Here is a 25,970-nt window from a genome sequence, read left to right as displayed (position 1 = left end):
GCGACATGACCCTCGCAGCGGTATGGACTCCCAACCCCGACCACCCCTTCACACTGAGCAAGGTCTTCGGATTCGTGGCCGTGGTGATCGGCTGCGCGATCGCCCTCATCGGGGCGTACGCGGCCTTCAGCACCTGGCGCGGACTGGACCCGTCGCGCCGCCGGTCACAACTGCTTCCGCTCACCATCCTGGCCACTGTTTTCCTGGCCGTAGGCCTGGCAGTCACAGCTCTCGGCGTCTGGCTCTTCTGAACACGACTCCGCCATCCAGGCCCCGCCGAAGGCTTAGCAGGACCAGTGAGCAACCTCAGCGGCGTCGCCCTCTCGGCGGTGTGACCCCAAACCCGGATCGCCCCCTCTCCAGGTCACCGAGGCGTCAGCCGTACACATGGCCGGAATCCTGGTCGATTACCACGTCGGCAACTCCCACTACGCGTGCCACAACGTGCTCGGCCTGACCGCACAGACGAAGAAGTTCACGTGCTGAAGTGCGCCCCGGCAGGCAACGAGGCAAAAAGGGACCATTGCCGACCGGGCGCACAGGCACTGATCGCTGCCAGACCTGCAGGCGGCGGATTGTGTGGACCCATCTGCCCGCTGCTTGGCACCAGGACTACGCTCAACGGTGTGCCCGAAGATCTCGAATGGGAAGCGCCAGAGGGCTCCTGGGCTTCCTCCGCAGCCCGACGCCGCAACATGCAGGCGATCCGAAGCCGTGACACAAAGCCTGAGAAGCTAATCCGCCGACTAGTGCACGCACAGGGCCTGCGATACCGCGTCGCCGCGCGTCCTCTGCCGGAGCTTCGCAGAACCGCTGACATGGTTTTCCGGCCCGCCAAAGTAGCCGTCTTCATCGACGGCTGCTACTGGCACGGATGCCCCCAGCACTACGTTCCGCCGAGGACGAATCCCGGCTACTGGTCCGAGAAAGTGCTCCGCAACATGGAACGCGACCGCGATACGGATGAACGACTGAAGGAAGCAGGATGGCTAGTTCTTCGCTTCTGGGAACACGAGGCCGCGGAAGACTGCTCACTCGCCGTCTGTCAGGCGGTCGCCGACAGAAGAGCAGAACAAGGTGAGGGCTCACGCTGAGCCAGCCGACCGATCAGGGCATCCAGACTGACACCCCCACCGCTCCCATCAAAGAGCAATGGTCCAGGCCGCTGGCCCTTTGCCGCTCCCTTAATCTGTTCTCCAGCGGGTTCGGCGGGCGTACGTGGCTCCTGCCGCGGGGAGACTGCCAACTGAGCTCGCATCAAGGCAGAGCGGGTGCTGGCTGGCCAGCTGCTACCGCATGGAAGGCTGGGGGGGCAAAGTGGCGGTCGAGCGCACAAACCGCGACGTCCGGACACTCATCGCGCAGATAGCGGCCGGAGAGATCATGCTCCCTGAGATCCAGCGTGGATACGTGTGGAAAGCTTCCCAGGTCGCCAGGCTCATCGAGTCGCTGTATCGCGGGTATCCAGCCGGTTCGCTGCTCTTCTGGAAGACTGGCCAGCTCGCCGAGACCAGGCAGGCCTAGATTGGCACGGCTCAAGCCCTGCCCAGCGTCATGCCGCTGTACCTGCTGGACGGCCAGCAGAGGCTTACCTCGCTCTTCCGTGTCCTGAGCGACCACCCAGACGCGCAGGTCGTCTTCAACATCGAAACAGAGGCCTTCCAGAACCAGAGCGCCGCCACCCGGCGGAACCGGAAATGGATCAAGGTTTACGACGTCGTCGGCCCAGATGCCGACATGTTCGCGATCCATGGCGAGCTTAAAGGCGCCGGACTCTCCATCCCCGAACCTGAGATCGGTCGCAGACTGAGCGCGCTGCAGAAGATCACTCAGCGGGACTTCCACATGGAAGTGCTGCACGAGTTCGGCTATGAGGAAGTCGCGGACATCTTCGTACGCGTGAACAGTGGCGGACGAGCCCTCAAGACTACGGACCTCGCACTAGCTACCCTCTCGGCACGCACACCAGGTTTCCTGGGGCAGTTGGAGGCGGAATCAGCTCGTTGGGCCGAGTGCGGGTACGGAGCACTTGATGTCAACTTCCTTATCAAAGCCCTGACTTTGAGCCTGTCGACCACGGGAACACGACTCGCTTCCGTAGCGAAGCTAACTGCCGCGAGCAGAGAAAGCGTGGAAGCTGGTTGGGAGAAGGTCCAGCGCGGGCTTGGGCACGTCGTACCTCTCCTCGCAGAGAGGCTCCTCATCCCGACGACGGCGCTGGTCCCCTCACTCGCCGCGTTGCATCCGCTGATCCTTTACTACGGTCGGCAGCACAAAGAAGCAAAGATCACGCAGGAGGTCGAGAACGGTCTTCTCTACTGGTTCCTGGCTGCAACGGCCCGCAACCGCTACGGCGGTTCCACGGACACCACGCTGACTCAGGACATCAGGATGCTCGATGCTGAAGATCCCGTGGCAGCCTTGCTCGCCAACCTGGGGATCCGCGATCGGGGTCTGTCGGTAACCGCCAGCGATCTGGTCGGCCGCAATCACCAGAGCCCGTACCTGATGTTCTGTTACCTGGCGGCAGCCCACGCAGGGGCCACGGACTGGTGGGACGGCGGCCCCATCTCGGAGGGGGTCGAAAAGTCTGGAAAGCCGCAATACAGCCTCGTGCACCCGGCAGTGAAACTGCGTACCCATGGAAGCAAGTACTCATCTGCTGAAATCAACGAACTCGCCAACATCGTGTTTGTCTCTGAGCAGACAGCGAAGAACATCATCGGCAGCTGTTCGCCGGCCGCCTACATGCAGAGTGTGGGCGCCAGCGACCGTGCCGCGCACGCGATCCCGAACGACCCTGCCGTTCTGGAGCCTGAGGGATACCGCGACTTCCTAGCCGCTCGCAGGTTCCTGCTAGCAGAGCGGGTCACCGCATTGCTGAATCAGTTCCGGCCGAGCTTCCTGGTCGAGGACGACACAGCAACCGAGACCTCCGCGTCGCGGTCGCTGGTGTTCACCGGGTACACCGGAGCCGGCCGAAGCGTGCTGGCCGCCGAGGCGGAAATCGACGGCCAGATCTGGGTCGGATGGATCGACCCCACGGAATTCGAAGCAGCCCTCGACGCCGCAGCCACCGGTCTCGCCAGCGATGTCCCGGTGGGTGACGAGACGGCGCCGTTGCGCATTGACCACGAGGGCGGCATGAGCTTCGGTCTCGGCCCATTCATCATCCGCGGTTCGCTCGATCAATGGCGTACCGCTGTCAAGGACGCCTTCGAGGACGCGCAGCCCCTGGCAGACTGCCCCGAACCCAACGACGAACCATGGCCTGCTGAGCCTGATGAGTTCCTCCTCTCAGAAGCAGGAACACAGCGGGCCTGAACGCACGGCCTTCGGCCCGCGCCCTTCCTGTTGTGGAGCGCAGGCCGGAATCGCGGACATGACCCGTGGGGGGAGGGAGCTGGTCCTGCGTTTTGTCGCCGAGTTCAAGATCGCACTACGCACTTTAAGGTGCGGCCGCCCCAGTGAGCAGCGGGGGCGCGGTTTCGGCAAGTATGGGCGCGAGGCTTGGAATACCGGCTACAGGAACTTCTGAAGGTATGTCGAGCCGACATGACTCCCAACGTCCCCGCATAGTGCGGTCCGAGGGGACGTGGTCAGCAATCCACTTCTTCGGCACCGCTGCTACCGCGGTGATTCTAAGCTCTGGTGTGAGACGAACAGTCACGAGCTCCCAAGCCGGATCCCGCAGCATGGTCTCGTATTCGTTGCGTGAAATATAGACAGTAAGGCGCCCCCTACGAGTCGTGGTCTTTACCTCAATGTGGGCAGAGAAACGCTCGGCATCGACAAAGATGTCGTAGCCGTAGCCATCGGACCACGCCGCGACATGCTCCACCCTGCCGTGAGCAGATTCGGAAAGCAATTTCAAGAGCGCGAGTTCACCGGCTGATCCGATTCGGGAGCGCTCTTCGGTGTCGACTTTGCCCCACACCGAATGAACCTGCGCATATGCCTCTTCCTGGGTTAGGCCCAGGGCTTCTGCCGCACGAAGGGCGTCCTCAGGAAGCTCGTCTGGTCTGCGCACGAGCAGGTCGGCATCCTGAAACCAGGGCATCCCGCTAGAAACCATGGCCGTGTCAAAGACTCGGCACTGCACGGGTACTCCACTACGGAGATCCTCAAGGAGCCCCGCCTCCCGGATCCACGAGTACGCCGCGTCGTACTGTGTCGGGGTAAGGTCACTGAAGTCGCTATGCGTGGTAAACAGCGCACGAACACGCGCAACCCCGCTGGCCGGGAGCTTTTCCAGCCAGCGGACAGCAGCGCGCAGGACCGGCTCAGGCGGCACGGGCACGGAGATGACCCATCAGCGCCTGAAGGTCCCGGTGGTCCAGGCCACCACCCTCGGGTGACTCTTCCTCAAGGTCTGCCAGCTGCCGTACAGCGGGGTCATCAAGGATGCTTCCCATGAAGTGCAGCTTGTCACTGAGACGTTGATCAACGATTTCGTCGATCGTGCCCTCTGAGGCAAGCACCGTGATGCGGGTCTCCGTCTCAGGCGCAAGCCCAAGGCGGTGAATGCGGTCCAGACTCTGCAGGAAGCGACCAGCCGCGAAATCGCGGTCTACGTATACGGCGTCATGACAGTGATGATGAAGGCTGATACCTTCACCAAGAGTGCCCGGATTAGACAACAGGACCATACAATCCTGATCGTTCCTGAAACGCTTGATCGCCTCTTCACGGTCAGCGTCGCCCAACCCTCCATAGACCAGGGCGGGCGCGAACTCACTGAGCATGTGCTCCAACGTGTTGAGACTGCGCACGAATGTGGACCAGACAAGCGTCTTGCGTCCACGGGCAGCGTTCTTGCTCACGATGTCAAGAACCTCTCGGTACTTCGGCGACATCTCATAGCTCGGCAGATCCCGCATCAAATCGAAGAGCGGCGTGCCCTCAGGCACAGAGAGGGGAGGCACCCGGTAAGACAGCGGCTCGTGCCGAGTGGTACCAACAGCAAGGAGGGCCGGACTGGTTGCCGCCATCAGCATGTAAACGATGATCTTGCCCAGTGCGAGAAAATCGCTCTCCGAACCGGCGGCCCGGGCGGAGAACCGACCCACAAGCGCCTCGTAAACCTCGTTGTGGAGAGGAGGCATCGGAACGGTTCGCAAATTCGTGGAGACAGGCGGCAACCCAAGCTCACCTTTGGTGGTACGGGTGAACAAGGGCCGCAGGACCTGGCTCGCCTTGGCGAGGTCCCCGCCAGCTACGGCCTGAATGACCTTCTGGCGCCCGTGGCCTGGCCATACGAAACCGAAGAGGTTCTCCAGATCCTTGACGCCGTTCGGAGCCGGAGTACCGGTAAGGATTAGACGGTGTCTGCTGCGGGGTCCGAGCGCGAGGCAGGCGGCACCGTCCGTTCCGTCCGCTCCTCGCTTCATCCGGTGGGCTTCGTCGAGCAGGAGCATCGACGGCCGTGCGGCCAACCACTGGCCGAGTTCATTCACGACACCGTCTTGGCGCAGCCGTTCGTAGTTGACGATGAGCGCATCGGCGGCGGGATCGGCGTCCCTTGAGAACACATCCATGCGCAGGGGCTCGTTCAGGCACTGTCTGTTCTCGAACTTCCATGACTCGTAGCAGGACTTCGGTCCGACCACGAGAAGCCGTTCGATTCCCTTGGTTCGCCGCAACGCTTGGAACACCGCCAAGCCCACGCGGGTCTTCCCAGCACCCGGCACGGAGAAGTTGGCGCCGTGCCGCAAGGACAGCAACTTGGCAATGTCCCGACGTTGAAACGCGGTGAGGTCCGCTACCCAGTCGAGACCGAGGAGGCTACCGACCTCTTCAGGATCGACTTCTCCATCCGAGCCGGCTGTCGGGTCAAGCCGTTTCGCAACGGTCTGTGCGTCCACCGCGGAATCTGTAGCCAGTGAGGCCAGCTGCGGATCCCACGAAACGCTGCTGGGCTCAGGCCAAGTAGCAAGGGACACCAAGTTCGTGAGGAGGTCGTCGATCTCGACCTCCAAGGTCCCAGGAGAACGCTGCACACTGCTCTGGAATCTGAGAGCCAGCCGACGAAGGTCCGCCTCATAGCCAGTGCCCGCCCTGAGCCGCGCCCGGGTCACGCCGTCCCCGAAGCCGATCTCCAGACTGGGTGCGGGAGACTGTCCCGCCATCAGTTCTCCCGCGTCGAGTCGAGCAGCCATGCGACGCCGCTGCCAGGAGAACTGAACGTGCGTCCAGCCTGCTTCGCAAGACGGGCGAGGCTGGCTTTCAAGGTCAGTAGGGCATCGTCAAACGCATCCTCGTCCAGCGCGCGCTTGGCCTTGGCCTCAGCGAACTCAGCAGCACACTGGTTCACGTAGTCGGCAGCGTCCGTCAGACGCTCTGGGACAGCGACTTGGCGCTTCTGAAGTTCTGCATTCGCCCCCGCCAGCTTCACGGCCGCGTCAAAGGTCTTGCGTGCCGACTTGATGAGCGCGTCCGCCTGCGCGACAGCTCCCGCATCCAACATGTCGCCGGCCTGCGCCGCCGCCTTCGCTTGAAGCAACGAATCCGTGAGAGCACGGGTCGTCTTCACAGTGGCGGTGGCATCTGGAATCGAGACCCCAGCCAGGCCGGGGATCGACACAGCAGCGGACTCCTGGGCTGCGGGCCGCAGTTCTGCAGGCAGTCGTTCTTCCAGGTAGCGGCTGTGGAAGTCAGCCTCCGCGAGCCGCACTGTCGTCTTGGCGTAGTTCAAGACGACCATCGCCAGACGTGATTCCTTGAGCTGCTCGGCGGCGTCACGGTCCGTCTTCGCAAGTTTGGTGTAGTCGCGGTGCAGCTCGCGGAGCTTCTCCTGATGGTCCTCGAAGTCGACGAGCCGGAGAACGGCACCTTTCGTCGTCCGACTCCGGTCAATGGCGCTATTGATCAACTCATATACCCAGCGGTCCTGTTGGAGAGTGGTCTTCTTGATATTGAAATCCCGGGCCACATCCTCTTCGCGCCGGCCGTCCGCGAGCTCGTCCTCGATCGCGATGAGCCGGTTGATATATGAGTACTCTCGGCGCTTGTCACGGCGCAGCTGCAGAGCAAGCTCAACGCTGTTGATGTCACGGCGCGACGTGTCCGCAGGGAGCACGCCAACCCGGATATCCCGGATGCCCAGGTCCTTCAGCGCCGCACAGCGGGTGTTCCCGTCTACGAGGATGCCGTCTGGACTGATAATTCCGGGCTCTCGCTGCCCTACGTCGTCCAGCTCGTCCTGGAGTGCCGTGTAGTCCGGGTCAGTCTGGTTCGGGTTCGAGGGCCGGCACCGCAACAGGTCATGAAGATACGTTTGCGCAGCCTCACTCCACGGCTCTTCCTCCAGGACCCGATTACGTTCGGGCTGCAGGGTGCGCTGCGCCCGGATGCGGTGGGTATCGGGGTTGAAGTAGAGCATGTCGACCGGCATGGAGATCACATGCAGATGCTTCTGCTCACCGCGCCACTCCACGGTGATCTTCGCACCGTCCTCGGCCATAGCCTGCTTCAGCCGCTCGTCCACCAGCGAGCGAATCTTCTCGCCCTCGGGCGGGACGCCGAACTTCACAGCCATAACCAGAGCCTCCAAGGAACCAGACGCAGTGTGTCCCAGCATCATGGCAGCACCGGCTGACAGCAGGTGCGCCCATGACCCACAATCGACGTCTCGATCACTTGGAGAACGGAGCACGAAGGTGACGCTGCCCGCCTGGAACGACCCTGAACTCAAAGCAGGGGCCATGGTTCGCGGAGCGCTCTGGCTCGTGCAAGTGATCGGCGAAGGGAACACGTTCACCAAGGAACAGCTCCGCGACGCCTTCCCGGGGATCTCACAGGTTGACCGGCGCATACGCGATCTCCGCGACTACGGCTGGGTGCTCTTCACGAACTCCGAGGACGCCAGGTTGGTGGCTGAAGACCAGCGCTTCGTCAGGGCGGGGGTCCCCGTCTGGGACCCCGCGGCCCGCCGCGCTGCCGCGCCACAGAAGGCCATCTCCAACAAGGAGAAGCAGGCAGTCATGGCCCGCGATGACTACATGTGCACTGTCTGCGGTATCTCTGGCGGCGAGGCCTATCTGGACGACTCGAACCAGTCCGCTGTGCTCTCCGTGACCAGGCGCGAGACCGTCCTTCCAGATGGCAGGGAACAAACCCTTCTCGTTACAGAATGCAAGCGCTGCCGTGCAGGCAGTAACGGCAGCCCTGCCCGAGCCGATGAGACGTTGGCTGATATCAGAGCTCTCGACCCAGGCGAACAGAAGAGGCTCCGCCGGTGGATCGAGCGCGGACGGCGTGGTTCCACTCCACTGGAGCGAGCATGGAATGCGTACCGGCGGCTGCCGGCTGACGCCCGTGATGAGGTGCGGGCGGCACTCGAGAGCTGATCATTCCGCAGCCGCTGAAACGTATAGGGCACGTGGGTTCGGATCATGCCTGTGGGCCGCCGTAGACTTCACAGCCTCGCCTCTGGCACGCCGTCGCAATCAGGTGACGTCGGCGAAGATCGGAGACTAGGGTGCTACCGCTGGAACTGTGTTCAAGCCAGTGCCCGCTGTGACAGTGAGCCGAGCGCACAGACTCGGCACCGCGCTGGCTTAGCCTGCGCGCCTGAAAGGAGATCGAATGACGGCGTTGGAGCGCGACAGGCAGCTCGAGGTCGTCGAGATCTGCGCAGGCGCGGGAGGCCAGACCCTCGGCTTGGAGCGGGCAGGTTTTCGCCACCGGCTCGCGGTGGAGCTCGATGAGCATGCCGCTAACACGCTGCGTAAGAATCTGCAGGAAGTCCTCGGCTACAGCGAGGAAGAGGCTGCAGACACCGTGGCGGTCGGAGACGTTGCCGACCCGAACACCTGGGACCCCGCTGAGTACAAGGACAAGGACATCGACCTGCTCGCCGGGGGTGTCCCGTGTCCGCCGTTCAGCATTGCGGGCAAGCAGCTGGGCGCCAACGACGAGCGCGATCTCTTCGCCTGGGCGGTCGAACTCTGCGGCGAGATCCAACCCAAGGCACTGCTGCTGGAGAACGTGCGAGGACTCAGCGCCAATCGCTTTACGGCCTACCGCCAGCATGTCTTGGATCGACTTCACGAACATGGCTACATCGGCGACTGGAAGCTCCTCCAAGCCAACGAATTCGGTGTATCACAGCTCCGACCGCGCTTTGTACTGGTCGCTCTCAAGCGAGAATTCGCGGAGTACTTTGAGTGGCCGACCCCGCATGAGGAAGAGCCACTCCCCGTAGGCGAGCTCCTCGCAGACCTCATGGCGAGCAATGGCTGGGAGGAAGAGCAGGTCGCCAAGTGGGTCGAGAAGGCCCATGGCATCGCGCCGACCATCGTCGGTGGCTCAAAGAAACACGGTGGTGCCGACCTCGGGCCGACCCGAGCCAAGCGCGCATGGGCGGACCTCGGAGTGGACGCCATGGGTGTGGCCAACGATGCCCCGAAGAAGGGGTGGAGAATCCCCGAAGGCGTCCCTGGCCCTAAGCTCACAACCGCCATGGTTGCCAGGATCCAGGGCTGGCACGACATCGAGCGGCCGGAGGGCAGCACCACAGACCACGAGTTCCGCTGGCGGTTCCATGGACGCAAGACCTCGGTGTACCGGCAAATCGGCAATGCGTTCCCCCCACCAGTCGCTAAGGCTCTCGGCGTAGCTATCCGCAAGGCCATCCTGAAGGAGGGCGAGCGTAAGACCCTGGTGGAGAACACGGACCGCGTCCTGGACCCCGTGTACAAGCTCCTCCGCGGTCTTGACCGCCCCCTCACCGTCGACCAGATCATCGAGAAGCTTGCCAAGAAGGGCACCCTTCTGGAGCAGCCGGAGGTCGAGCGGCGCCTGAACCATCTCGCCCACGACTTCGCGGTGACCATGGCTCCTCGTTCCAGCGGCGCCATCGCTTACAGCCTCGGCGAGTTCAAAGCGTTCATCGGCCAGGACGATCACCAGCGGCATGATCTGTTCACCCTGCACCGAGCCAAGATCAGCTAGCTGCAGGCAGATTCAGTGCAGATCCCTGCCACTATCTGGTGAGCTACTCGAAAAGCTTGGCAGTCAGCCTGGCTTTTTCGGGCCCCCCGAGGTCCTTCGCCTTGTTGATGGCTTTCGCTATGAGCTCGGGCACCTTCGTGTAGTCGATCTCCAGGTCAACCAAGGTGTAGAACTGACTTCCGTCCTCTGCGGACGTCGTGATGTTGAAGCCCAGCTCGCGGAGTTCTCTAGCCCGTCGTTCTGAATGGGTCCTGTCCGCCGTCAGAACGCGGAGCCTCCCGCTGTCCACCGGCTTGCCGAGAGCCTGCAGGAGAATCATGAAGAGCAGTTCGTGCACCTTACTGCCGTAAGGTGCCTTGAGGAATCGCTCTGGGATTCTGTCAGCGTAACGATTTTTCATCTCCGCTTCGATACGATCGTGCAGCTCAGCAAACTCGGGGCACTGCGGGGGCAGTTGCGAGAGCATCAACGCCCGCATGGACTGCGCAAGTTGACGCTTCGCGAAAAGGTAGGCATCAACGAGGTCGTCCAGCGTGGAGTCGTCGCCTTCAAGGGCAGAACTCAGCTCTCGCACCGCATAGGCTGCTGTCGGCTTGAGGCTCTTCCAGACCTCGTACTGCTCCTCGTTCGCTGCGGGCACGGCAGCATCCCTTCTTCGTGTGGAAGCGGAGGTGGCGACAACAGAGTCCCGGGCAGCCGGTCAAGTGGTGCCACGTTGGTTCTCAGCGGCTTGCTCTGAGAAGCTGTTGTCTTTCCGGACGTGATCGATGCGTTTCCGCTGGTCGGGGATAGGAGTGGTGGTTCCGTGGGAGTGGTGGCCTGTCAGGTCGTCGTTCCCCGGGAGGTTGCGAATGCCGTCGGTTGTCGGACTGCTGGAACAGCACGAGCTCGCCGCTCGGCGTCGAGTTGACGGGCTGCGGGAGGAGGCCGACCGCATCCAGGCCGAGCTGGCTGCGGCCGAGCTGGAATGCCAGGAGTGGGCGATCGCCCGCAGGCGGGTCGACACGGTGCTGGCTCCGGACGACGGCGCCACCGTCGAGGCGGAGGTTGTCCCGGATCCGCGGGATGGGGAGGGGCAGTCGGCGCTCCGGGACGCGGCGAAGCCGAAGTCGCAGGTGCCGGTGTGGCGACAAGGGCTGGCCTGGTCGGCGCTGTCGGTCGACTACCAGCGCATCCTCAAGACACTCGCGGACCGGGCCCGGCTTCATCAAGGGCCGCTGACCTGCCAGGAGATGGCCGCCATGTTCGGCATGGACGTGGTGCCGGCGCGGGTGGAGGCACTGCGGTCGAAAGCGAAACGCCTGGTCGCGCGCGGCTGGCTGGCCGAGCAGCAGCCGGGTCGGTTCACCCTCGCTGCGGGTGTGACCGGGCCAGGCGACGGGTCATGAGCCCGGTCATCGACCAGTAGACCATCGCCTCCGCGCTGGTGGTGCGCCGCTCGAAGTCGCGCACCAGGCGGCGACTTCGCATCAGGTGGGCGAAGAGGCGCTCGACGATCCACCGCTTGGGCAGGACCACGAACCCCTTCTGGTCGTCGCTGCGTTTGACGATCGTCAGGACCAGGGCGAACGTGGCCAGGCAGTACTCGACGAGGCTGCCGGTGTAGCCGCCGTCGGCCCAGACGAGGGCCAGGCGATGGTGTGCCTCGGCCACCTGCTCAAGCAGGACCTTCGCGGCGGTGCGGTCGCCGACATCCGCGGCGGTGACCATCACGCCCAGCAGCAGGCCGAGGGTGTCGACCACGACGTGCCGCTTGCGGCCGTTGACGAGCTTGCCGCCGTCGAAGCCGCGGCTGTCCGTGCCGACGACGGCGTCCGCCTTGACGGACTGCGAGTCGATCACTCCGGCTGTCGGCTGCGTGTCCCGTCCCAGCTCCTCGCGGACCCTCGCGCGCAACCGGTCGTGGAACTCCTTGACCAGGGCGTTGTCGCGCCAGCGGCGGAAGAATGCGTAGATGCGGTCCCACGGTGGGAAGTCGGCGGGCATCGCACGCCATTTGATCCCGTTGTCCACGAGATACCGGATCGCATCGAGCATGGTGCGGTGACAGTACGCCTCCGGCCGGCCGCCCCGGCCACGCATCCAGCCCGGCACCGGCAGCAGCGGCAGGACCCGGGCCCACTCCGCGTCCGTCATGTCCGTCGGGTAGCGCGGCTGCCGCGTCCCGTTGTCGGCGGCGTTTCCGAACCGGTGAGCCAGACAGTCACACTCCCAGGTGACCGCGCTGGACTGCCCGGCCATCGGCACGCAAGACTGCTGCACCAGGGCCTCCTGCTGCTGCTCGGTGATTCGACACCAACGAGCTGTTCAGGAGGTCCTGTTCGTATGCGCCTCGCGCCCCGCGACCACCCGATCGGGACCCCCGTTCGACGCGCGTCTCCCAAGATCGAAAAGACAACAGCTTCTGAGGCCAGCGCGCTCAAGATTCCACGATCGGCCGACGGCGAGGACCCAAGGAGGTCGAGGAACCACGGTGCGATCCATGAGGATTCACGACGGATCCATTCCCCTGATGGCAGTACCGTCCCCGGCTTCCAGTCAGGTGCGGGTGCCTCACCGCCTCGCACAGCCGCAGCTATGTCTACTTGCGCCTCCCCTTCGGTGACTTCCCGTCGATGCAACTGCGCTGTGACTCCGATAAGCCACCACTGTGCAAGTCGATCCGCAGGCGCCACCGACTCCATCGCCATCCGCAGGACAGGGGAGGTCAGCCCGGCAGATCTGTAAGCGGTGATTGGCAAGCCACTGGGCGGAGCGATCTTCGCGGCCGTGCTTGCTGTGACCACCGTGCCATCGTCCGACGTCGGCGGAGTGAAGGTTTCAGACACTCGCCGGATCTCCGCGAACGTGTCCTCCGCGAGTTCCGCCTTCAGATACTCACCGACACCCGCGTAGAAGTCTGGCGGAGTCTCAAGTCGTAGCTCTGCGCCGGCCCGGCGCTGGATCTCGTCCAACAACGCGGGCCAGGGGCGCTGGTTGCCATTGCTTGTGTCATACCAGTCCTCCTTGACGTCGTTGGACACAAAGAGGACACGGCGACTTCCTTCCGGGAGCAGTGCAACATGCTCGATCACTTCCTCCCATATCAGGAAGTCACCTGCCGCATTCAGCGGAGTGCCCTTGCCGGAGTCCTTGAAGCCCGGCGGGATCTGGTTCGGGAATCTGAAGGCCAGAGCCTCATCCAGTCGTTGCTGGAGCAGCTGGTCATCGGGCTGATGCCCAACACGATCACCGTAGAGGTCTGCCACCCGAGGCAGGATCGGATCGGCTGTATCGACGTTGACCGGATGAAGGTCATGCTCCGATTTCAGCATGTCCAAGTGAGCCTTGAACGCGTCCGCGTAGACGGCGAGGTGCTCCTTGACGGCCGCCTCGCTGACCAGGTGCTCCAAGGCCTCTATCTCACCGGGCACTCTGGCGTACTTCTCCAGCTGCGCTCGCACGGTGTTCTTCGCTGCGATGATCGCCTGACACGCTGCCGTCAGCTTGGTGTTGACCGACTTCGAAGCCTCGCTCAACACCCGTTTACGTGACTCCAGTACGCTGCGGCGGCCGCGCACGAATTCAAGACCCACTTGGTACGGCATCCATAGGCGCCCCGAGACCTGGCTCAGTGCCTTGAGGACTTCCTCCCGGGACTCTGCCGTGTACTCGTAGAGACTGAGCAGCACGTTGGTGTCCAGAACGATCAGAGCGTCCTGGAAGAAGATGAGACGAGCAGTGTCCTGCGGGGACGGCACGGGTTGCAGCCAAGCGTGGAACCGCCGGAGCAGTGCCGGGTCCTCCATACGCGTTCCCCCTGAACTCGTCTGATCGCAGCCTGAGATCATCCTGGCACAGGTACGGGCTGAGAAGCAGGTGAGGCCCGGTGGACAGGAATGCCCCATACAAGGAGCATTCCCACGGACCTTCACAGCGGCAGCCGACAACTAGGCAGCGTCGGCCTCGGCTTCGTAGTGCATCTGGGCTAGGTCGAGAACGTCGTCTGGCTCGTGACCTCTGGCCGCGGTCCAGTGAAGCAAGTCAGCGATTAGCTCGATGGCTGACTCCTCTAGGGCCATCTCGCGCCTCCTGCCCCACGGCCCGATGGCACCGCCACGTTCTCGATATCGCTCAAGTGCTTCAACGGCCCGCTCGATGCGTCGGCACGTGCGCCCCGGGGCAATCGGGATCTCACACCAGACCGACTTGCCCGCCGCGGTGAGGACCGTTCCCCAGTTTGCGGCCAGCGCCGCCAGAAGATGCAGTCCGCGGCCGCACTCCTCATCACAGGCTGCTGTCCTGGACATCGGCAACACCTGGCTCTTGTCGTGAACTTCCAGCCTCAGCACCTCCCCCCTCCGCTCAAGGATCAAAGTCGCTGACGCGCCTTCGCCGACATGCTTGAAGACGTTCGTCGCCAACTCCGTGACGAGCAGCTCCGTCTCGTCCGTCACTGCTGAGACGCCCCACCGGCTCAGCTGCTTGGCGGCAGCCTTCCGGAGAAGGGGCACCTCCGCTGGCACCGCTTCGAAGGGCAGGACACAGCGGAGTTGGGGCTCGGACATCTCGTAGCCGGGCATGGCTACTCCTCCCTCCCAAGCCACACAGATGCTGCGCCTGCCGTGTTCACACGACTGCACTGTGTAGCGGATCGAGAGCGAGCATGACACAGAGAAGTCTCGCTGTGTAACTTCTCACGAGAATCCATCGAGTGAATCCGATAGTGGGTCCGGCTCCTCGGCACCTAGCCTGATGAGGATCTCCGGGCCTGCCCACCCGGTACTTGGCGGAGGAGCCGCATGCCCGAACGGACCACGACCCGGCGTCGTCAACTAGGCGCGATGATGCGCAAGCTGCGCGCTCGCAAGGGATTGACGCTTGAGGAGGCCGGGAAACTCGTCGGCGTTTCCAAAGCCACGGTGAGCAGGTACGAAACCCAGGCCGGGCCGGTCAAGTGGATCGTCGTCGATGCTCTGTGCCGGGAGTACGGGGCAACTGAGGCTGAGCGCAAGGCCGTTGTCGGGCTCGCAAAGGACGCCAGGCAGCAGGGGTGGTGGAGTTCTTTTGCCGACTCAATCCCCGAGAGCATGAACTTGCTGCTCACGCTGGAAGACGAAGCGGTCCGCGAGAGTCACTTCGCGTGCGTCTACGTTCCCGGTCTGCTCCAGACCCGCGCCTACAGCACCGCACTCCAGAAGGCCAACGAGGTCCCCCTGGAACCGGCGGAGATCGAGCGCCTGGTCGACATCCGCATGAAGCGGCAGGAGATCCTGACCCGGGCGAAGCCACCACATCTCTGGGCCATCCTCGACGAGTCCGTGATCCGCCGTGTCGTCGGATCGCCCGAAACGATGAAGGAGCAGCTCAGCCGACTCCTCGACGCCAATGAGTCACCGCACACAACCCTTCAGGTGCTGCCCTTCACCAAGGGTGCTCACGCTGCCGCGCTGGGAAGCTTCGTCATCATCGGTGGCCCCGAGCCGGGTCTCGACGTGGTCTACGTCGACTTCCACACAGGTTCTTTGTTCCTGGAGAAGGATGAAGAACTGGAGCGCTACAAGCTTGCGTTCGAGTACCTGCGCGCACAAGCGTTGGACATGGAGGCGTCCTCCGCCATGATCCATCGCGTCCGCAAGGAGCTGTGAATGTCCGCCCGCCCTCAGTCCGCCGCCAAGCCCGCCTGGTTCAAGTCGTCGTACAGCGGCGGCAACGCCACCGAATGCGTAGAGGCAGCCTTCATACCCACCGGCGTTCTGATACGGGATTCCAAACAACCCGAGGGGCCTCTGGTCGCGGTGTCGACCGAGTCATGGCGCTGCTTCGTGGCCGCCTCGACGCATTGAGCCGTCATCCGGACCAGTCGCTTGGTGCATCAGCGTTGTCAGTGGGCAAGTGCAGACTGGCGACATGACTGCCTCCTCGTCCGCTGAAACCCGTCTGTCCGACGCTCCGTCCGTCTGGGTGGAGTCCATGGGCGGTCCGTTGATCGTGGTACCCGTCTCCGCACTGGCGGAGTGGTACGGCGGCACGGGGACCGGAATCATGGCGGGAGACGGGACTGATCCTGACGACTACGACCGGGCCTGCGCAGTGGATGAGGTGGCCGGTCTGATCACCGTTGGCCGGAGCGGCGCGCAAGCGCTGGTGCTGGGGGACGAGCCGGCCACAAGTTGCTACCTGCCCGAGCACCGCGCCTTCCTGCGCTGGCTCGCGGCTGACTCCGATGCCGAGTTGCGGGCCGCGGCGGAGACCGTCCTCATGGATCCCGCTGTCTCGTGGGAGGAATGCGGTACGTGGGTGGTGGATGGTCCGGCCGTACTCATGGACTCAGCCGAATCGGGGTCTGACTTGGGGGTCGAGTATCCGAGTGGCGGTATGCCCGAACAGGCACCTGTTCCTCTGGTCGCTGGCCATTGGAGGGTCCGGGGCGTCCACACCAAGGCCGACGAACACAACTGGGTCGGCTTGATTCAGCTCTTGCCCATGGGCGTGTGAACCAACGGCCGCACCGGTCGTCGGTCTGTGTGCCGAGATCTCCGAAAAGTTCGCCAGGTGGAGGGCTATTCGGAACCCGCGCGGGAGGCCTAGCAAAAGGCCCTGTCCGGGGAGGCGGCGTCCCTGCGGATTCCTTGATGCGTTCGATCATGCGCCGCATGGCGGCCCCTCCCTTGGTTGTCGGCTGGGCCGACAAGCTGCCCTTCCCTGTTGAGCCGAAGCTCTGAGACATCCGAGCCGCACTCCCCAAAGGTCATGGCCTTCCCGGTGACCGGGAGTGCTTCGAGGTCGATCTCCAGCTCGTATCGGAAGCCTCGCCGGAGACCGACCCAGTGTTGTGCCCGAGAAGGTTCACCTCGTTCGAGAGCTGTGCGGGACCGGACGAACGGTTCGCGTGCCGGGGTGAGACGATCACGCCGTGACCATCCACCTCCATGAGTTCAATGGCGAGCACTCGCTGACGTGGGATGCCGGCGGCCTGGCTGCCGATGCCGCAGTAGTTGCCTCCGGACACGAGCCGAACGGGTACTTCTGGGAAGGTCTCGTACGGTTTGCCTGGCCGGATATCGCCGAGCACGTCGATTTCGACAGCGAGGCCGGCATGTTCTGCGCGGTCGGCAGTTCGAGCGACCTCGCGCGACTCAAGACGGCCGTCGAATCCGTCATCGCGAGCCCCGAGGCAGTCCGCGACATCATTGCCCGTGCGGAGGCTTCAGGCTTCGAGTTCGACGACTGAATGACACGGGGCGTCCGCCCCACCGCAGGCTCCTGCTGGGCCGAACAGAGCCGTCGACCGGCTGGCTGCCATGGCTTGCCCAGTACGGTCGGGCGGGTGGCGCGCCTCCCCGTGTGGATGACGAAGTCCTCGTCGCCGCTGGTCCGCAGGCGGGGACGGCCTCCCGCCCCCAACGAGGGTTGAGGCATGCCAGCCCGATCTCGTTGAAGCGGTGGATCACGTCCCGGACGGTGTCCTCGTCCGGCTGCACCAGCGCTGCGATCACTGGGACCGGACTGCCGACGGCCGAGGCCAGCAGCATCACCGGCCGCCGAAACCGCACCGAGCTCGTACTGCCCCGCCGGGCGATCCGCTGAAGCTCTGCCCCTACTGCTCCGTCAGCCTCCGGGCCCTGACCGCTGGTGCCATCCCGCCCCCCTGCTGGTTGGAAGCGGCACCGCTTCCAACCAGCACAACGGGCAACCCGGTGAACCTATGCGGTCACAGCACTAGACCGCCGCGCGGTTGAACAGGCGGCGCAGGCCCGATAAGCGGTGTGAGCGCAGCCGTACCGCATCGGTCGAGATTGGCCTCGGTGCGGTGGGCCTGATCAGGGACGGCCGCGGAGCTTGCCCAGCAGCCGCTTCGCCTGGGCCTGGCGGCGCGGGTCGGAGGCGGCTCGGCGGGCCTGTTCGGCTGCGCGGCGGCCTTGGGGACTCTTCGCGAACTGCTTGATCCGTTCCATCATGCGCGGCATGCGGATCCCTCCCTCGGTACCGGTGGCTGCCCTTGCTCCGCTCGTCTACCCGTTGCTGGACGACTCAGCCCTGGGAGGCCGTAGGCGAGGAAGCCGACGACCGCCGCCAGCGCCGTCGAGCCGTCGGCCTCCGCCGTCAGTCCCCGGCTGAGTTCTCCGCGCCACCGGCGATGTCACGCCGTGTGGTGGGATGGCTGTGCTGGGCCGAGGCTGGGTCGTTGGTCTCCCTCCGGATTGTTGGAGGGGGCGGCACTGGTCCGGGAGCTGTTCGCCATGCCTGTGCACCCTGCCTCAGGAAGGTAGTGATGAAGCTTCTCCTCACCGACTCCGGTGTCACGAACACGAGCATTCGGAATGCGTTGGTCGATCTGCTGGGCAAGCCGATCGCCGAGGCCGGCGCCCTGTGCATCCCCACCGCCGGCTACGGCGCGCCCGACGCCGACCCGGGCGGGCCCTGGCGATTCATCAGCGGACAGTCACCTCTCCCCATGACCGCGTTGGGGTGGAAGTCGGTGGGCGTGCTGGAGCTCACCGCGCTGCCCAGCATCGAGGAGGCGCGCTGGGTCTCCTGGGTCCGGGAGGCCGACGTCCTGCTGGTCAACGGCGGGGACGCGCTGTACCTGGCCCACTGGATGCGGGAATCCGGGCTCGCCGCACTCCTGCCGTCGCTGCCCGACCTCGTCTACGTCGGACTCAGCGCCGGAAGCATGGTGATGACCCCCCGCGTCGGGGACGACTTCGTGGGCTGGAAGCCGCCCACCGGAGGCGACCGCACGCTGGGCCTGGTCGACTTCTCGATCTTCCCGCACCTCGACCATCCGGCCTGCCCGGAGAACACCACGGCCGCGGCGGAGCTGTGGGCGGCCGGGATCGGCGGCCCGGCCTACGCGACGGACGACCAGACCGCCATCAAAGTGGCCGACGGCACCGTCGAAGTGGTCTCCGAGGGCCACTGGAGACTGTTCAACCCGACGTCGGCCCCGTAAAGGAGTCCCGCAGGCCCCAAGGAGTCCCCGGCATGCCCATGCTGAGCCGTATCGACGTCCGCGCCACCCAGCACTGTGAGACCTCCACCCTCGGTGTGCTGCTCCGCCACCAAGGGATCGATCTCTCCGAACCCATGCTCTTCGGGCTCGGTCGTGGCCTCTCCTTCATCTACTGGGACAGCAAGAACATGGGCTTTCCCTTTCTCGGGGGGCGGGTGAAACCGTTCGAGCTCAGCAGGAATCTGGCTGACACGCTTGGGCTTGAGCTCCTGGTTCAGGAGACGGCCTCGCCCCGCAAGGCGTGGGCGAATGTCGTGGATGCCATCGGCCGGGCGCGGCCCGTCGGGCTTCAGCTGGACAGTTACCACCTCGACTACTTCACCGCGAAGGTGCACTTCGGGGGGCATGTCGTGGCCATGTACGGCTATGACGACCGCGTCGCCCACCTCGTCGACACGGAGCAGCAGGGCGGTGCCGTGACGACCGGTCTGGGCAGTCTTGCGGCGGCTCGGGCCGCGCGAGGGCCCATGGCCGCCAGGCACCGGTCCTTCACCCTCACCGCCGCCCCCGACCTGCCCGCGTTTGAGAAGAGCCCTGAGAAGAGCATCGTCCCCGCCGTCACCGCCTGCGCCCACGCCTTCCTCCACCCGCCCATCGCCAACCTGGGGCACCGCGGCATCGACAAGGCCGGGAAGGCCGTACGGACATGGCTGCGGCGGAGTGAGGACCCTGGGCGGGATCTGCCGCAGGCCGCGTTGCTGATGGAGAAGGGCGGGACCGGGGGTGCGTTGTTCCGGAATCTCTACCGGGACTTCCTCGCCGAGAGCGGCCAGTTCCTCGACAGCGGTCATCTGCGCACCGGGCATCGGCTGTATGCCGAGGCCGCCGGCCTGTGGACGGAGGTCGCCGCACTGATCGACAGAGCCGGTGTGTCGGGTGATGAGCAGCACCTGTTGCGGGCGGGCGCCGTCCTTCACGATCTTGCACGCGTCGAACGCGAGGCAATGGAGGCGCTGAGCCGCCTGGAGCCCTGAATCGGATCCACTCCCCGTGCGGGCACCCGGTGCGGGGATACTGCCTCTCAGGCACCGATCCCGGAAGGCGACGACACCATGTTCATCCTCTTTGGCACCAAGGGTTACCTGTACCAGCTCGCGATACTCACCCTGGTGTGCGGGCGGTGCGGGAACCCGGCCGCGCACACCCTGCGCAAGCGGGTCACGAAGTTCACGCTGTTCTTCGTGCCGCTGTTCCCGATCTCCACCAAGTACGCGACGCAGTGCACCTTCTGCGGTGCGGAGAACAAGCTGAACGCGCAGGAGGCGGAGCAGCTGCAGGCGCAGGCCGCTTCCGGTGGCGGGCAGGGCGGTCAGGTCTACGGCGGACAGGCGCCGCAGCAGCCGTACCAGAGCTGAGGTCTCAGCTGAGCTTGCGGGCCGACCCGCCGTCGTTGTCTCTCGGCCCGCAGTTGTGGTCGCCCGGGGGGTCCGGGACGGTGGGTGGGGTCGGCTGGGTGGGCTGGGTCGGGGGCGTGGGATCGGCCGGGAGGTTCGGGGGCTGCGACGGGGCCGGTGGTTGTGGTGGCTCCGGTGACGTCGGTGCCGTCGGCTCCGGAGTGGTGGGTGGTTGCGAGTACGTCGGTGGCTGTGGCGTTCCCTCGCCAGGGTCTGGGGCCTCGGGCGTAGTCGGGTTCGGTACGGGCGTCTCGTTCCCCGGCGTACCCGGCTCCGGGCTCTCGGGGTTGGGCTCGGGCTCGGGCTGCTGCGCAATGGGCGGCTGCGGCGGCTCCGGCTGAGCGGGCTGCTCCGGCTGCACAGGCTCCTCCGGCTCCTCCGGCTCCTCCGGCTCCTCCGGCTCCTCCGGCTGAGCGGGCTGCTCCGGCTGCACAGGCTGAGCAGGCTGCTCCGGCCCCGCAGGCAGCGTCGGCTCCTCACCCCCCGGCGCGGGCACCGCAGAACCGTCCCCTGGGCCTGGGTCCGTCGGTTCCTCCGGCACCTGCTTCGGGGGTGTCGGCTCGCCCACGCCTCCCCCACCCTCCGAACCGCTCCCGGAGCCCTCAGAGCCCTCGTCGCCCCCGGTGCCTCCGGACTCGCCGACCCCCTGCGAACCCTCGGTCCCACCGGTGCCTCCGGACTCCCCGGCCCCCTGCGAGCCTTCGGTCCCACCGGTGCCTCCGGCCTCCCCGGCCCCCCGCGAGCCCTCGGACCCCCCGCTCTCCCCGGTCTCCCCGCTCTCCCGCACACCCGCAACCAGTTGCACGCCCCCGACGTCCTCCGGTACGGCCGCCCCCGCCGCGTGGGCCCGAGCCCGGTCGCCGTCGCGCTCCACCCGCCGGTCACCTCCCGGCGCCGCCACGGCCCCCTCCGACGGCCCCGCCACCGGCTCCTGGGCCACCGGCCCCTGAGCCACCGGCTCCCTCCCCGGCGAAGTCACCGTCGCCGGGGACTCGTTGACCCCGAGCGACAGGACGACCGCGATCGCCGCGGCCGCCGCCGTGCCGGAGGCGAGGGCCGCCTTGGTTCTCGGGCCGGCCGCACGGGCCGTACGAAGAAGACCGTGACCGCCGGAAGAAGCGACCCCGACTCCCCCGGAGCTCCCCGTGAGCGAGGCCACGACCTTCCCCGCACCACCACCGCCTCCCACCGCAAGTACCAGCAACGCCGGTCCCACGATCGCCGGCAGGCGGTTGTTCGCGCGGATCAGGACCGCGAGCCGCCCCCGGCAACCGTCGCAGACGTCGACGTGGGCGAGGAGGCGTTCGGACTGGCGCGGGGTCGCGCTGCCGCGGACGTAGGCGGGCATGCGGACCCAGTGGACCTCGCACGCGGGATCGTCGGGCGCCTCGGTCTGCGAGCGCAGGAACGCCTGGCGCATGCCTTCGCGGGCCCGGTGCAGCAGTACGGCCGTCGCGCCCTGCTTGGCGCCGATCTGCCGGCCGACCGACTCCAGGGGCTGTCCCTCGGCGTCGGCGAGCCACAGGGCCCGCACCCAGCGCTCCGGGAGTTCGCCGAGGACGCGCACCAACAGGTCGGTGGCGGAGACCTGTTCGGCCGGGTCCTCCACGTGACCGGAGGATGCCTGCTCGGGGATCTGCGGATCGCGCGGGGTCTCGTGCGTGGCGCTCGCGACGGAGGAGGCGAGGTGCCGCACGGTCGTCATGAGGTACGCCGGGACGTTGTCGATCTCGTGCCCGGCGGACAACCGTCGCCACACGCGGAAGTGCGCCTCGGCGACGAGGTCCTCGGCCGCCCAGGTGTTGCGGGTGAGCGAACGGGCGTAGGCGACGAGGCGCGGCTGCTCCTCCTCGTAGATCCGCACGTACGCGGCGGTCGCGGCGGGGGATGCCTGGGCGGGCACTCTGGCGGGTTGGTCGGTCATGCGGGGACGCTCCAGTTCCCGGCGGTCGGGGCGTTGTCGGGACGCGGAAGGGTTTGTCAGCGTAGATGACAAAACTTTCAATGATTCAGTTCCGGCCGTGATTCAGATCACAGCAGCGAATTCCGGTCTCCGCGTAAGGAATCGGCACTCCCGCGACTCGACAGGGCAACCGACTCACAACCGACATCGAGAAGGACCGGAGATCACCGCTCATGCGCCTCACCACCCTGGAACAGACCGTCCGCGCCCGCCTGATCACCTCCGAGCACCCGGAACTCCCGATCCGCCCCACGCTGCGCTACAGCGCCGCCGAGCCCTTCGCGGTGCACATCGACTTCCCCGCGCAGGTGTCGGCCGACGGCGAGGGCGTGACGTGGATGTTCGCGCGGGCGCTCCTGGAGGAGGGACTCGGGACACCGGCCGGGGAGGGGGACGTACGAATACGCCCCTGCGGCCGGGCCAGAACGGTCATCGAGTTCCACTCACCACTGGGCCTGGCCGTGATCCGCTTCGGCACGACCACTCTGCGCCGCTTCCTTCTCCGTTCCTACGACGTCGTAGAACCCGGCGCCGAGAACCTGGGCCCGGACCTCGACCACGGGCTCGCGGCGCTGCTCGACGAGGTCTGACTCCGCTGTGGGCGACGCCCTTTCACCGGTCGTCCCGGTGTCCGGCGTCCCCCGCCCATGTGCCGTGAACCAGGATGACGACGTCGTCAGAAGCGTGCTGTCCGTCGACCACCGCGAGATCCTGCCCGTCCGGGGTGACGTCCATGCCTTGCGCGGTCCACCTCTCGGGTCGAACGGAGGCGCATTGGATCGATACGGCGTAAAGGAGGTCCAATCCGGCGAGTATGTCGCTACTGTGAAATGACATGTGACGCGCGTTACAGGGGCGAGGGGGGCGTGCGTGGATTCCCGTGTGCTTGTCGAGGTCGTCGGGGATGACGACAGGGCCGTGGAAGATCTCTTCAAATGGCTGAACCTGCAAGATCCTCTGCGGGGGCGGGTTGAAGCCGTGGGTGTGCAGGCCGGGCCGGGGCAGATGGCGGGCGCTGGGCTGACCGAGGTTCTGGCGGTCGCCCTGGGCGCCGGCGGGGTCGGCACCGTCCTGGCGCAGGCGCTGGTGGTGTGGTGCCGGCAACCCCGGGGAAGCAAGGTGCGCATTCGGCTGACCGGCCCGGACGGCCGCCGGGTGGAGATCGACGGTGACCGTGTCAAGGACGCCGACAGCATCATCAAAGCGGTGGTGGGCCTTCAGCTCGACACCCGGCCGGCTCGAGTGGAACAGGCTCCGGCGACTCCGGCGATCGTCGAGGGACAGCCCGCGCGCCAGGCGGGCGCCGCCGGATCCCGGATGAGCACGGACGCCGACGGGCGTGGGGGGGACGTGGCATGAACGAGATGGTCCGGTTGCCCGATGCTGTCGGGTCGCGCGCGGTGCTCATAGGGGTCAGCAACTACGAGTCAGCGGAACTGGAGGACCTTCCGTCGGTCGGACGTGGCATCCACGCCCTGCACGCCGCGTTCACTCACCAGGACCACGGCTCCTTCGCTTCCGACCGCTGCCTCGTGATCGAGAATCCGCGGGATCAGAGTGCTCTGGCACAACCGCTGCTGAGCGCTGCGGCGGCCGCCGAGGACGTCTTCCTCGTCTACCACGCGGGACACGGCCTGATCGCCGGACAGGAACGGGAGTTGTACCTGGCGCTGGCCGGCACGGATCCCGAACTAGCCGAGTGGACGGGAATGCCCTACCGCCTGATCCGCGAGGCGTTCTCACGGACGCGGGCGCGTTCACGCGTACTGATCCTGGACAGCTGTCACTCGGGGCTCGCGATCTCCGGTGTCATGTCCGCCACCGAGAGCTCCATCATCGGTCAGGTGGACATCGACGGAACCTACGTCATGACGTCCGTTCCCGCCATGGCTCTGGCACAGGCTCCGGTCGGAGACACCTACACCTCCTTCACCGGCGCCCTGCTGAACGTCCTCGAACGCGGCATCCCAGCCGGGCCCGACCTGCTCTCGATGGGAGCCGTCTACACAGAATTGCGCCGTCTGTTCAGTGCGGCGGGGCTTCCCCTGCCGCAACAGGCGTCCGAGCGCACGGCAGCGATGATCGCGCTCGCGCGTAACCGCTCGGGAGCGGCCGATGCCTCCGCCGGCGACGAGAGCCCGCTGCCGCCCGTGGAGGAACTGACCGAACAGATCCGGGAAGCGGGCCGGACCGATGTCCGCGCGGCCATCGGTCTGGCCCGGGAAGCCGTCTCGCGCCGCACTCTGCGCCTGGGCGCCGATCACGTGGAAACCCTGGACCTGCGACAGACTCTGGCGACCTGGCTGGGACAGGACGACCAGGCGGATCCCGCCGTCGTCATCGGCCAGTGCCGCGAGGTGGTCTCCGATCACACGCGCGTACTCGGCCCCGAGGACTCCGCCACCCTGCGCAGCCGCATCACGCTGGCCCACAACCTGTTCCGCGGCAAGCAGGACGACGAGGCGTACGCCATCCTGACCGACGTCCACTCCATCCGCTCGCGCATCCTGTCACCCGGTCACGAGGACACGCTCCGAGCCAGAGAGAGCCTTGCCTACCTCAAGAGCATGGCCGGACAGATCGACGAATCGAGCGCCCTCTACGAGGAACTCATCGACGGATACACCCGCACGCTCGGCAGAGACTCCTTTCGCGTGCTGGCCTGTCTGGACTCCCTTGCCGGCAACACCCTTCAGAAGGGCGAGGCCCTGGCCGCCGCGGACTTGTACCGCCAGGCCGCGGAGGTCGCGGAGCGTCTCTTCGGCGCGGACGATCCCGCGACCCTGCGTGAACGCAGGAGCCACATGGACGCGATCGGTCAAACCCAGGACTTCGCCGCAGCCGCCGAACTCTCCCGCGCTCTCCTCGCCGACATGGAGCGCGTCCACGGCCCGGACGCGCCCGAAACCGTCGACGTACGCCACTACCACGCCTCCCACCTGTCCAACTCGGGCGACCGGGCCGCGGCCATCGGACTGTTCAGATCGGTGTGCCAAGCGCTGGAAACACGGGCGGGGCGGCAGGACACCAGCACCTTCATCCCCCGGCGGAACCTGGCCCTGACCCTTCACGACGACGGACAGACCCAGGAAGGCGCCAACCTCCTACAGGGTCTCCTGGAAGACATGACCGACATCCTGGGGGCAGAGCACAGTGACACCCTGAACTGTCATCGGTGGCTGGCCGAATGGACCGGAGCCCTGGGTCACCCGTCCCGCGCACAGCGCCTTTACCGCGACCTTGTGCAAATCGAGGCGCGGGTCCTGCCCCGCGAGGACCTGGACGCCTTGCAGAGCCGCCTGAACTACGCCATGTACACCAACCAGATCGGTGACCACGCGGCGGCGGCGCAGATCTACTCCGAGGTCGGTGACGACCTCGCCTGGGTTCTCGGTCAGGACCACCGGGCCACCCTCAGTGCGCGCGTGGGGCACGCTGTCTCCATCGGGCAGCTGGGCGACACCGTCCGGGCCACCAACCTCCTGCACCAGGTTGCAGCCGACCAGGCGCGCTGTCTCGGGGAGAACCACCCCGACACCTCCGACACCCGCGTCAAAATCGCGTACTGGCTGCACTCCATGCCCAAGGGCCCCTACGCTCCTCCCCCGCCCCCTGGGTGGCTGCCCCCAGCCAACTGAATGCCTGGGCACGAGCCGGGAGTGCA

General features: G+C 65.8%; 25 protein-coding genes and 2 pseudogenes. 16 read left to right on the top strand and 11 right to left on the bottom strand.

Annotation, left to right across the window (positions count from 1 at the left end):
* Window positions 1-5 precede the first annotated feature (5 nt).
* The 3 genes and pseudogenes from OHN19_RS27060 to OHN19_RS27050 all read left to right on the top strand — a co-directional run bounded on the left by OHN19_RS27060 (window position 6) and on the right by OHN19_RS27050 (window position 3,324).
* Window positions 6-251: a hypothetical protein gene (locus tag OHN19_RS27060; protein WP_330266678.1), complete on the top strand. Its 246-nt coding sequence runs from the start codon at window positions 6-8 to the stop codon at window positions 249-251.
* 375 nt (window positions 252-626) lie between these two features.
* Complete coding sequence (locus OHN19_RS27055; RefSeq protein ID WP_330266677.1) at window positions 627-1,094, top strand: very short patch repair endonuclease; 468 nt, start codon at window positions 627-629, stop codon at window positions 1,092-1,094.
* Window positions 1,095-1,296: 202 nt separating this feature from the next.
* A pseudogene (locus OHN19_RS27050) lies at window positions 1,297-3,324 on the top strand (GmrSD restriction endonuclease domain-containing protein).
* Window positions 3,325-3,448: 124 nt separating this feature from the next.
* Here the strand turns inward: OHN19_RS27050 and OHN19_RS27045 are convergent.
* The 3 genes from OHN19_RS27045 to OHN19_RS27035 are packed head-to-tail and all read right to left on the bottom strand — an operon-like array spanning window position 3,449 to window position 7,537.
* Window positions 3,449-4,300, bottom strand: coding sequence for a protein NO VEIN domain-containing protein (locus OHN19_RS27045; RefSeq protein WP_330266676.1), 852 nt, complete (start codon window positions 4,298-4,300; stop codon window positions 3,449-3,451).
* Window positions 4,284-6,128: a DEAD/DEAH box helicase gene (locus OHN19_RS27040; protein WP_330269721.1), complete on the bottom strand. Its 1,845-nt coding sequence runs from the start codon at window positions 6,126-6,128 to the stop codon at window positions 4,284-4,286. The genes OHN19_RS27045 and OHN19_RS27040 overlap by 17 nt, the downstream gene beginning before the upstream one ends.
* Window positions 6,128-7,537 (bottom strand): transcriptional regulator, encoded by a 1,410-nt coding sequence (locus OHN19_RS27035; RefSeq protein ID WP_330266675.1) that lies wholly within the window; start codon window positions 7,535-7,537, stop codon window positions 6,128-6,130. The genes OHN19_RS27040 and OHN19_RS27035 overlap by 1 nt, the downstream gene beginning before the upstream one ends.
* A 121-nt stretch (window positions 7,538-7,658) precedes the next feature.
* Here OHN19_RS27035 and OHN19_RS27030 point away from each other — a divergent pair, with 121 nt between their 5' ends.
* Together OHN19_RS27030 and OHN19_RS27025 are read left to right on the top strand one after the other, a co-directional pair.
* Window positions 7,659-8,348, top strand: coding sequence for a hypothetical protein (locus OHN19_RS27030; RefSeq protein ID WP_330266674.1), 690 nt, complete (start codon window positions 7,659-7,661; stop codon window positions 8,346-8,348).
* A 238-nt stretch (window positions 8,349-8,586) separates the two neighbouring features.
* Window positions 8,587-9,954, top strand: a complete 1,368-nt coding sequence (locus tag OHN19_RS27025) for a DNA (cytosine-5-)-methyltransferase (RefSeq protein WP_330266673.1) — start codon at window positions 8,587-8,589, stop codon at window positions 9,952-9,954.
* A gap of 43 nt (window positions 9,955-9,997) precedes the next feature.
* On the opposite strand, the gene OHN19_RS27020 is transcribed toward OHN19_RS27025, so the two are convergent.
* Complete coding sequence (locus tag OHN19_RS27020) at window positions 9,998-10,594, bottom strand: hypothetical protein (RefSeq protein ID WP_330266672.1); 597 nt, start codon at window positions 10,592-10,594, stop codon at window positions 9,998-10,000.
* 211 nt (window positions 10,595-10,805) lie between these two features.
* Between OHN19_RS27020 and OHN19_RS27015 the strand changes: the two genes are divergently transcribed.
* On the top strand, window positions 10,806-11,342 hold the full coding sequence (locus OHN19_RS27015; protein WP_330265380.1) for a hypothetical protein: 537 nt from the start codon (window positions 10,806-10,808) through the stop codon (window positions 11,340-11,342).
* On the opposite strand, the gene OHN19_RS27010 is transcribed toward OHN19_RS27015, so the two are convergent.
* The 3 genes from OHN19_RS27010 to OHN19_RS27000 all read right to left on the bottom strand — a co-directional run bounded on the left by OHN19_RS27010 (window position 11,299) and on the right by OHN19_RS27000 (window position 14,516).
* Entirely contained in the window at window positions 11,299-12,090 is a 792-nt protein-coding gene (locus tag OHN19_RS27010) for an IS5 family transposase (protein WP_330266671.1), read from the bottom strand. The two genes, OHN19_RS27015 and OHN19_RS27010, sit on opposite strands and share 44 nt — an antisense overlap.
* The gene (locus OHN19_RS27005) at window positions 12,087-13,742 is read right to left on the bottom strand and encodes a PIN-like domain-containing protein (protein WP_330266670.1); all 1,656 of its coding nucleotides are present in this window, start codon (window positions 13,740-13,742) and stop codon (window positions 12,087-12,089) included. The genes OHN19_RS27010 and OHN19_RS27005 overlap by 4 nt, the downstream gene beginning before the upstream one ends.
* A 141-nt stretch (window positions 13,743-13,883) precedes the next feature.
* Window positions 13,884-14,516 (bottom strand): ATP-binding protein, encoded by a 633-nt coding sequence (locus OHN19_RS27000; RefSeq protein WP_330266669.1) that lies wholly within the window; start codon window positions 14,514-14,516, stop codon window positions 13,884-13,886.
* Window positions 14,517-14,735: 219 nt separating this feature from the next.
* On the opposite strand from OHN19_RS27000, the gene OHN19_RS26995 reads away from it, so the two are divergent.
* The 4 genes from OHN19_RS26995 to OHN19_RS26980 all read left to right on the top strand — a co-directional run bounded on the left by OHN19_RS26995 (window position 14,736) and on the right by OHN19_RS26980 (window position 17,167).
* Window positions 14,736-15,581, top strand: coding sequence for a helix-turn-helix transcriptional regulator (locus OHN19_RS26995; protein ID WP_330266668.1), 846 nt, complete (start codon window positions 14,736-14,738; stop codon window positions 15,579-15,581).
* On the top strand, window positions 15,582-15,779 hold the full coding sequence (locus OHN19_RS26990) for a DUF397 domain-containing protein (RefSeq protein WP_330266667.1): 198 nt from the start codon (window positions 15,582-15,584) through the stop codon (window positions 15,777-15,779).
* Window positions 15,780-15,843: 64 nt separating this feature from the next.
* Window positions 15,844-16,431: an Imm21 family immunity protein gene (locus tag OHN19_RS26985; RefSeq protein WP_330266666.1), complete on the top strand. Its 588-nt coding sequence runs from the start codon at window positions 15,844-15,846 to the stop codon at window positions 16,429-16,431.
* A 418-nt stretch (window positions 16,432-16,849) separates the two neighbouring features.
* Complete coding sequence (locus OHN19_RS26980) at window positions 16,850-17,167, top strand: Imm51 family immunity protein (protein ID WP_330266665.1); 318 nt, start codon at window positions 16,850-16,852, stop codon at window positions 17,165-17,167.
* 68 nt (window positions 17,168-17,235) lie between these two features.
* On the opposite strand, the pseudogene OHN19_RS26975 reads toward OHN19_RS26980, so the two are convergent.
* Both OHN19_RS26975 and OHN19_RS26970 read right to left on the bottom strand, forming a co-directional pair.
* Window positions 17,236-17,575 (bottom strand): annotated as a pseudogene (locus OHN19_RS26975) (helix-turn-helix domain-containing protein); the annotation flags it as partial.
* 181 nt (window positions 17,576-17,756) lie between these two features.
* Window positions 17,757-17,903: a hypothetical protein gene (locus OHN19_RS26970; RefSeq protein ID WP_185092858.1), complete on the bottom strand. Its 147-nt coding sequence runs from the start codon at window positions 17,901-17,903 to the stop codon at window positions 17,757-17,759.
* Window positions 17,904-18,208: 305 nt separating this feature from the next.
* On the opposite strand from OHN19_RS26970, the gene OHN19_RS26965 reads away from it, so the two are divergent.
* The 3 genes from OHN19_RS26965 to OHN19_RS26955 all read left to right on the top strand — a co-directional run bounded on the left by OHN19_RS26965 (window position 18,209) and on the right by OHN19_RS26955 (window position 20,304).
* A complete protein-coding gene (locus OHN19_RS26965; protein ID WP_330266664.1) occupies window positions 18,209-18,889 on the top strand; it encodes a Type 1 glutamine amidotransferase-like domain-containing protein in 681 nt (226 codons plus the stop codon).
* A gap of 32 nt (window positions 18,890-18,921) precedes the next feature.
* Entirely contained in the window at window positions 18,922-19,923 is a 1,002-nt protein-coding gene (locus OHN19_RS26960; RefSeq protein WP_330266663.1) for a BtrH N-terminal domain-containing protein, read from the top strand.
* A 78-nt stretch (window positions 19,924-20,001) separates the two neighbouring features.
* Window positions 20,002-20,304: a zinc-ribbon domain-containing protein gene (locus OHN19_RS26955; RefSeq protein ID WP_330266662.1), complete on the top strand. Its 303-nt coding sequence runs from the start codon at window positions 20,002-20,004 to the stop codon at window positions 20,302-20,304.
* A 4-nt stretch (window positions 20,305-20,308) separates the two neighbouring features.
* Here OHN19_RS26955 and OHN19_RS26950 read toward each other — a convergent pair whose 3' ends face one another.
* Window positions 20,309-22,267 carry a sigma-70 family RNA polymerase sigma factor gene (locus tag OHN19_RS26950; protein WP_330266661.1) on the bottom strand — a complete coding sequence of 653 codons (1,959 nt, stop codon included), beginning with the start codon at window positions 22,265-22,267 and terminating at the stop codon, window positions 20,309-20,311.
* Window positions 22,268-22,479: 212 nt separating this feature from the next.
* On the opposite strand from OHN19_RS26950, the gene OHN19_RS26945 reads away from it, so the two are divergent.
* On the top strand, window positions 22,480-22,896 hold the full coding sequence (locus OHN19_RS26945; RefSeq protein ID WP_330266660.1) for an SsgA family sporulation/cell division regulator: 417 nt from the start codon (window positions 22,480-22,482) through the stop codon (window positions 22,894-22,896).
* A 22-nt stretch (window positions 22,897-22,918) separates the two neighbouring features.
* Here the strand turns inward: OHN19_RS26945 and OHN19_RS26940 are convergent, their stop codons facing one another.
* Entirely contained in the window at window positions 22,919-23,041 is a 123-nt protein-coding gene (locus tag OHN19_RS26940) for a hypothetical protein (protein WP_330266659.1), read from the bottom strand.
* A 135-nt stretch (window positions 23,042-23,176) separates the two neighbouring features.
* On the opposite strand from OHN19_RS26940, the gene OHN19_RS26935 reads away from it, so the two are divergent.
* Together OHN19_RS26935 and OHN19_RS26930 are read left to right on the top strand one after the other, a co-directional pair.
* Window positions 23,177-23,665 (top strand): effector-associated constant component EACC1, encoded by a 489-nt coding sequence (locus OHN19_RS26935; RefSeq protein ID WP_330266658.1) that lies wholly within the window; start codon window positions 23,177-23,179, stop codon window positions 23,663-23,665.
* The gene (locus OHN19_RS26930; RefSeq protein ID WP_330266657.1) at window positions 23,662-25,944 is read left to right on the top strand and encodes a caspase, EACC1-associated type; all 2,283 of its coding nucleotides are present in this window, start codon (window positions 23,662-23,664) and stop codon (window positions 25,942-25,944) included. Before OHN19_RS26935 ends, OHN19_RS26930 begins: the two co-directional genes overlap by 4 nt.
* The last annotated feature ends 26 nt before the right edge of the window (window positions 25,945-25,970 follow it).

Source organism: Streptomyces griseorubiginosus (assembly GCF_036345115.1).
GTDB lineage: Bacteria > Actinomycetota > Actinomycetes > Streptomycetales > Streptomycetaceae > Streptomyces > Streptomyces griseorubiginosus_C.
This window is presented reverse-complemented; position numbering and strand designations above follow the sequence as displayed.

Coding starts and splice junctions, on each gene's coding strand:
- OHN19_RS26955 (WP_330266662.1), top strand. CDS start 20,002: ATGTTCATCCTCTTTGGCACCAAGGGTTACCTGTACCAGCTCGCGATA.
- OHN19_RS26985 (WP_330266666.1), top strand. CDS start 15,844: ATGACTGCCTCCTCGTCCGCTGAAACCCGTCTGTCCGACGCTCCGTCC.
- OHN19_RS26965 (WP_330266664.1), top strand. CDS start 18,209: ATGAAGCTTCTCCTCACCGACTCCGGTGTCACGAACACGAGCATTCGG.
- OHN19_RS26970 (WP_185092858.1), bottom strand. CDS start 17,903: ATGCCGCGCATGATGGAACGGATCAAGCAGTTCGCGAAGAGTCCCCAA.
- OHN19_RS26945 (WP_330266660.1), top strand. CDS start 22,480: ATGCGCCTCACCACCCTGGAACAGACCGTCCGCGCCCGCCTGATCACC.
- OHN19_RS27005 (WP_330266670.1), bottom strand. CDS start 13,742: ATGGAGGACCCGGCACTGCTCCGGCGGTTCCACGCTTGGCTGCAACCC.
- OHN19_RS26995 (WP_330266668.1), top strand. CDS start 14,736: ATGCCCGAACGGACCACGACCCGGCGTCGTCAACTAGGCGCGATGATG.
- OHN19_RS27025 (WP_330266673.1), top strand. CDS start 8,587: ATGACGGCGTTGGAGCGCGACAGGCAGCTCGAGGTCGTCGAGATCTGC.
- OHN19_RS27060 (WP_330266678.1), top strand. CDS start 6: ATGACCCTCGCAGCGGTATGGACTCCCAACCCCGACCACCCCTTCACA.
- OHN19_RS26950 (WP_330266661.1), bottom strand. CDS start 22,267: ATGACCGACCAACCCGCCAGAGTGCCCGCCCAGGCATCCCCCGCCGCG.
- OHN19_RS26930 (WP_330266657.1), top strand. CDS start 23,662: ATGAACGAGATGGTCCGGTTGCCCGATGCTGTCGGGTCGCGCGCGGTG.
- OHN19_RS27035 (WP_330266675.1), bottom strand. CDS start 7,537: ATGGCTGTGAAGTTCGGCGTCCCGCCCGAGGGCGAGAAGATTCGCTCG.
- OHN19_RS26960 (WP_330266663.1), top strand. CDS start 18,922: ATGCCCATGCTGAGCCGTATCGACGTCCGCGCCACCCAGCACTGTGAG.
- OHN19_RS27015 (WP_330265380.1), top strand. CDS start 10,806: ATGCCGTCGGTTGTCGGACTGCTGGAACAGCACGAGCTCGCCGCTCGG.
- OHN19_RS27040 (WP_330269721.1), bottom strand. CDS start 6,128: ATGGCGGGACAGTCTCCCGCACCCAGTCTGGAGATCGGCTTCGGGGAC.
- OHN19_RS26990 (WP_330266667.1), top strand. CDS start 15,582: ATGTCCGCCCGCCCTCAGTCCGCCGCCAAGCCCGCCTGGTTCAAGTCG.
- OHN19_RS27000 (WP_330266669.1), bottom strand. CDS start 14,516: ATGCCCGGCTACGAGATGTCCGAGCCCCAACTCCGCTGTGTCCTGCCC.
- OHN19_RS26940 (WP_330266659.1), bottom strand. CDS start 23,041: ATGGACGTCACCCCGGACGGGCAGGATCTCGCGGTGGTCGACGGACAG.
- OHN19_RS27010 (WP_330266671.1), bottom strand. CDS start 12,090: ATGACGGACGCGGAGTGGGCCCGGGTCCTGCCGCTGCTGCCGGTGCCG.